Genomic DNA, 2,490 nt, shown 5'->3' on the forward strand with positions numbered 1-2,490 from the left:
GATAAAAAGACTTCACAGGAGATGTCCCTTGGACAAAAAATATGATGTATGACCTAAAAAACTATATTAAAGCCATTCCCATGCGACTCCTGACTCCTAAAAATTACCGAAATAATTAATAATTAAACAATTAAATAATTAGATAATTCACGCCTTGAAGCCTCCCCTTTCAAGGGGAAAAAGCGGTCGTTTGCGGAGCATTCCGTTAGGATGGGATGGATGGGTTACCTAACCATATCCAATCGACCAAGAGAAATAAATATTTTCCTTATTTGTCTTACCTCTCCCTTTTAGGGAGAGGTAATTATCAATTATCAATTATCAATTATCAATTATCCATTAATGAACCTAGCTATTTGTAGCAAATATTTATCAAACTGGTATTACTATTCCCTTCAAATGAGAAGTAAATCTAGATTGAGTTTTTTATTAGAAAAAAACGTTATTTTGAGTACCCAATAATCCTTGTGAACAGCTACTATTTAATGCTGTTTTCCCCTATTCCCTTCTACTGATAAATATTAGTTGCCTTAATCATGTGATAAGCAATAAGTAATTGAGTCAAAGCTAGAGGATAACTCTGAAGCAACTCCCCAGTTGTACCAACTAACTTACCAATATCTGGGTCTCCTTCAGGGGAGCAGAAATCTTTTAAGTTAGGCATTTCATTGCAAAGAATCATCTCTAACTCATTTACCTGTTCCTTAGTAGCATGACTATCAATTTCCAAAACATCAACTGGTTTACCCATATCCCTATCTAAACCCAAACGGACTGCAGGTTGAAAATTAGGACTACCTTGATCGATAATTGCCAGAAAATCTGGATGAGGAATAGTTGGTCTCAGTACCAAACGGACATGAAGTTGAGAACTATTTATATCGTTTGAAGGGGGATAAAAAGTAACAACTACATCTGCCCACTTACGTTGGGGACGGATAAACTCCTCTGAGTCTGGTTCCCGCTTTTCCATCTCTTTCAGGACTTGTGCTTCAGTGTAGCCCCTTTTCATCGTGTCCCGTTTTACTTTCCATTTCGCTCTTAATTCTTCTGGGGGGGCCAAATAAACTTTAACATCGTAACAGTCCCTTGCCCCTCTAGTCGAATAACCAAGCAATCCCTCAACAATCACAAATTTGTTAGGCTTGATGTATTCTGGAGGGTCAAATTTTCCGGTTGAGTGATTATAAATAGGTTTGAGAATTGGTTGTCCGGTACGCAACAGGGTTAGATGTTGCTGCATTATATCAAGATGGTTACAGTCTGGGTGGAGGGCAGTAATACCTATTTCAGCTCGTTGTTTTCGATCGTAGCGATGGTAGTCATCTGTACAGATAACAGTGACATTTTCTGGACCTAATACTTGAGCTATTCCTCTAGTCAAGGTAGTTTTACCTGCAGCGCTATCACCCACAATACCTAGGATTATTGGACGATGAGTCATAATTTTATTCTCCCTGTACCGGACAATGGCCTATATGGCACAGCCTTAAATTTTTAGTAATAATTAATTTTATGTTGTATTTGGCACTGAGGGCAAGATTTTTGGTAATCAAGGAAATGGGAAGTATAGCGCTACGCACAAGTCAAAAGCTATAGCTTTTCGGATTTATTTTAAATGAACTCTANGGCCTATATGGCACAGCCTTAAATTTTTAGTAATAATTAATTTTATGTTGTATTTGGCACTGAGGGCAAGATTTTTGGTAATCAAGGAAATGGGAAGTATAGCGCTACGCACAAGTCAAAAGCTATAGCAATTCACTTTTAGGGGAGTGAGGGAGAAATAAACATAATAATAATTAAGATTAATTTGCCAATAATTAACAAAAAGATGATTAGGTCTGTCCTAATTACTTAAGAACTAAAGTATCACTGAATAATTAACAATGAACAATTAATTATTAATTATTAATTGTTCATTGCTGAACCAAGTATAGCATTACGAAGGAAGGATTAGTATAACACTATAAGTATATAGCAATTCCCAAGAAGCGTGAGGTACAAAATTCGTTTGTTTTAGGGAACACTTAACTGGGAATACTTAACTGGTATGGAGGGAATAGAAAAGAAATTAAAGATAGGTTTACCTCATAAGCTTGAGAAACGCTATACTGATTTTTTTAATTCATAAATCAAGGGTTATATTATATTATAACTTAATTATAATTTTACCTTGGTAAGAGTTTCCACTCTCTAATTTTCTCCCACTCAACCATTGCTGAAATACTTCAAACCTACCATCATCAGGATTAACAATGCGATAAATTCTCAATCGTTTTTTCTGGTGAGTTTCTGTTCGTAAAAATTCCAAACTATAACCAATTTTCTCCAAAAAACGCCGCACAATTATAATCGGGCTAGAGTTAGCAGCTAATCCTATTCCTAATATAGTTTTAATTTCTGTTCGGTTTGACAATGCTGTTTTTCCTAACAATTGTAAATCTGGATCTATATTTTTCAATTCCCTTTGTTTATCCTTCAATAATG

The 2,490-nt window shown here is 35.5% G+C and carries 1 protein-coding gene and 1 pseudogene; both read right to left on the bottom strand.

Annotated elements, in window-relative coordinates; genetic code table 11:
• Positions 1-508 precede the first annotated feature (508 nt).
• Positions 509-1,444, bottom strand: coding sequence for a phosphoribulokinase (locus AFK68_RS01890; protein ID WP_094671193.1), 936 nt, complete (start codon positions 1,442-1,444; stop codon positions 509-511).
• A gap of 708 nt (positions 1,445-2,152) precedes the next feature.
• Positions 2,153-2,490, bottom strand: a pseudogene (locus AFK68_RS01895) (bifunctional DNA primase/helicase); the annotation flags it as partial.

Origin of the sequence: Hydrocoleum sp. CS-953 (assembly GCF_002260545.1) — a bacterium.
In the GTDB taxonomy this organism is placed as follows: Bacteria; Cyanobacteriota; Cyanobacteriia; order Cyanobacteriales; family Microcoleaceae; genus Trichodesmium.